This is a genomic window from Nocardia sp. NPDC059764, assembly GCF_042732555.1.
Lineage (GTDB): Bacteria > Actinomycetota > Actinomycetes > Mycobacteriales > Mycobacteriaceae > Nocardia.
In genome coordinates this window covers 1-3208 of sequence record NZ_JBHWHH010000321.1, presented here as the reverse complement: position 1 = coordinate 3208, position 3208 = coordinate 1, and the positions used below count along the sequence as shown (strand labels likewise).

The 3208-nt window shown below is 73.6% G+C and carries 3 protein-coding genes; 2 read left to right on the top strand and 1 reads right to left on the bottom strand.

Translation table 11 applies throughout. From position 1 onward, the window contains the following. Positions 1-347: hypothetical protein (locus ACFV4K_RS35215; protein WP_379280626.1), on the top strand; the 347-nt coding region annotated here is incomplete at its 5' end. A gap of 205 nt (positions 348-552) precedes the next feature. Continuing rightward, on the top strand, positions 553-2565 hold the full coding sequence (locus ACFV4K_RS35210; protein WP_379280625.1) for a LuxR C-terminal-related transcriptional regulator: 2013 nt from the start codon (positions 553-555) through the stop codon (positions 2563-2565). A 185-nt stretch (positions 2566-2750) separates the two neighbouring features. Here the strand turns inward: ACFV4K_RS35210 and ACFV4K_RS35205 are convergent. Further along, a partial coding sequence (locus tag ACFV4K_RS35205; RefSeq protein ID WP_379280624.1) for an SDR family NAD(P)-dependent oxidoreductase occupies positions 2751-3208 on the bottom strand: 458 nt, incomplete at its 5' end.

The following is a 3208-nucleotide window of genomic DNA, read 5'->3' as shown; positions in this document are numbered from 1 at the left end:
CCTCCGATCCGTTGGATCTCGCCGAAACGGTACTGCGGGAATGCCTTTCCGGCGAGGGCCTCGAACCCGGCGACTTCGCCGCCGGCGCGGCGGTGCTGCTCGCCCCGGCCCCGGTCGCCGGATTCCGCGAGCGCGTGGCCTACCGGGTCGGGGTGCCGTCGGCGGCGGTGGCCGGAATCGATCCCTTCGCGGGCGACCCGTACTCGGCGGGCCCGGTGCACGCGTATCTGAGCGCGGCCGGCCAGGGCATGCTCGACGAGGCCCGGTCCGTGGTCTTCCTGGGCGTGGACGGCGACGCGGCCGCGGCCCTGGTCTACCGTCCGCGAGTGCTCGCCCCCACCTCCTAGGGGAAAGTGAAATACACTGTTTGGCAGTAGATTTCGAAACCCGCTGTGCCCCGGCTGATCCTGGGCGTCCACACGCCCTCGCTGCAATGATGCCGCTCGCGCACACCGAAGCTCGCCGTGCCATGTCCGTCAGCCGGGCGCCCGCGATTCGGTGAAGGGACCTCAGATGGCACGGTCGGTCGGACGGGACCGAGGGGGATTACCGGTGGGGGCCGGTGTCGGGACACGGACGGCCGAGACCGAACGGATACGGGTCGCGCGGGCGGCGGCGGTGCTGGGCGAGCGGGCCACGGTGGCCCGGGTCGCGGCGCTGACGGACCGCGAGCCGGGCGAGATCCGCGCGACCATCGCGGAACTGGCGCGCGCCGGGCTGATCCTCGGCGACTGCCGCCCGCACCCGGACATGGCGGCGCTGGTACTGCGCGAACTGCCCGGCGAGGAGTGCCGCGCGCTGCACGCGGCCGCCGCCGAACTGCTGTGCCGGGAGGGCCTGCCCGCGGTCATGGTGGCCGCGCACCTGGTCGAGGCGGGCGACGCCCGCGGATCGTGGGCGGCGCAGGTGCTCCTGGAGGTCGCCGACCGCGCCTTCGAGGCCGACGAACTCGACAGCGCCGGAACCTATCTGGAGCTCGCGTACCGGGCCAGCCGCCGCGCCGACGAACGGGCGGGCATCGCGACCCGGCTGGTCGCGGTGGAATGGCGGATCAACCCGTCCGGGCGCACCCGCAACTTCGGGCGGCTCAAGGCGGCCCTGCGCACCGGGCGGGTGCCGTGCCCGGAACTACCGATGACCGTGCTGCAGATGCTGTGGCACGGTCACATCCTGCACGCCGACCACGCCCTGCTGCGGCTGCGGCGCGAGGCGGACGCCGCTCTCGGTGATCGGCTCGAATTTCTGGGCGGGTGGCTGCGCTACACCCACCCGGTCCAGGCCCAGCGGCACCCCTGGCTGCTCACCGCCCCGCGCCCCGCCGCGTCCGGCTCGCCTGCACCGCAGCGTGATTCGGCGCACCGGCAGGCCGCCGACCTGCTCGACGGCCTGTGGAAACAGCGGCCGCCGGAGGAGACCGCCGCCGCGGCGCAACGCGTGCTGGCCCAGCACCGCCTCGCGCTCGACACCGTCGAAGTGCTGGTGGCCGCCGTGGACTGCCTGCTGCACACCGACCGGCTCGACGCCGCCGACGCCTGGTGCGCGTCGCTGCTCGCGGAGGCGACCGCGCGGCGCGCCCCGACCTGGCAGGCGCTGTTCGCCGCAGCCCGCGCGGAAACGCTGCTCCGCAAAGGCAATCCGGTCGAGGCCGCCGGGCACGCCACCGCCGCGCTGAACCTGCTGCCCGCCGAACAGCTCGGGGTGTGGCTGGGCCGGGCGGTCGCGGTGCTGGTGCGCGCCCTCACCGCGCAGGGCCGTCACATCGAGGCCGCCGCCCAGCTGGAACGACCGCTGCCGGGTGCGGTGTTCGAAACCCGTTTCGCGCTGGGCTATCTGCGCGCCCGCGGCGAGCACTGTCTCGCCATCGGGCTGCTCGACGAGGCCGAACGGCACTTCCGCCGCTGCGGGCGCCTCATGACCGAGTGGGGCCTGGACTTCGCGTGGCTCGCGCCGTGGCGCAACGACCTGGCCGCGGTCAGCCTGGCGGCGGGGGAGTCGCGGCAGGCCCGCGCCCTCGCCACCCGGCATCTGGACGCGATCGGCGGGGCCGAACGGCATCACAGCGGCGGGGTGTCGCTGCGACTGCTGGCCGCCACCGGCGACCCGCTGCGCCGGGTGACCCTGCTGCGGCGCGCGGCCGCCCTGGCCCGCTCCGGCGGCGACGAACTCGAATTGGCTACCGTGCTGGCCGATCTCGGGGCCGCCTACCGCGCGCTGGGGGAAGCCGATCGGGCGCGCCCGCCGTTGCGCGAGGCGGCGCGGCTCGCCGAAACCTCAGGCGCGGAACCGCTCCTGGCCCGACTGCAGGTCGACTCCGGACCGGGACCGCGAGACACGCTGGGCGGCAGCGGCTTCGAGACACTGAGCCCGGCCGAGCGGCGCGTCGCCGAACTGGCCGCGAGCGGGAACCGCAATCGCGATATCGCCGAAACCCTCGACATCACCACCAGCACGGTCGAGCAGCACCTCACCCGGGTGTACCGCAAACTGTCCGTCGCCCGCCGCAGCGAACTGCGATTCGCCCTGGCGGCGCGGACCGCCGCGACCGGACGGACCGCCACCGGCTGACCAGGATCAAGGTCGGGCATCGATTCGGGTGAACCCGGGTGGCCCAGGACGGTCGCTTCTATCGTGAAGCCATCCGGACGGGGGCGTCATGACGGCAACGGACAAGATCCTCATCATCGGCGGACTGTTGACCCTCACCTACGGGACGCTGCTGGGATATCCCCTGGCCGCCCTCTGAACCGCGGCTAGTGCAGTGAGTCGGCCTTGCTGATCCAGCCGACGATCGCGCGCGTCAGGAACGGCGGCGACAATCGCGTCGCCATGCCGGTGAGTTTGGTCTGTAGTCCGACCAGCACGTGCGGGCCGCGCAACGGGCCGCGGCCGGACGCGGTGTGCCACACCGCTTCCGCCACATCCCGCGGGCTCAGGCGCACGCCCAGGGTGGTCGCGGATTTCGAGCCGCGGCTCACCTCGGTCATCATGTCGGTCGCCACGAACAGCGGCAGCAGATCGCTGACCGTGATCCCGTACTGCCGCCACTCCAGGTCGAGGGCCTCGGTGAGACTGCGGACCGCGGCCTTGGTCGCGCCGTACACGGCGAGCCCGGGCTGGCCGTAGAGCGCCGACGCCGACGCCAGGTTGATCACCCGGCTGCCCGGCGTCCGGCGCAGATAGGGGAGCGCGGCGTGGCACCCGTTGAGGA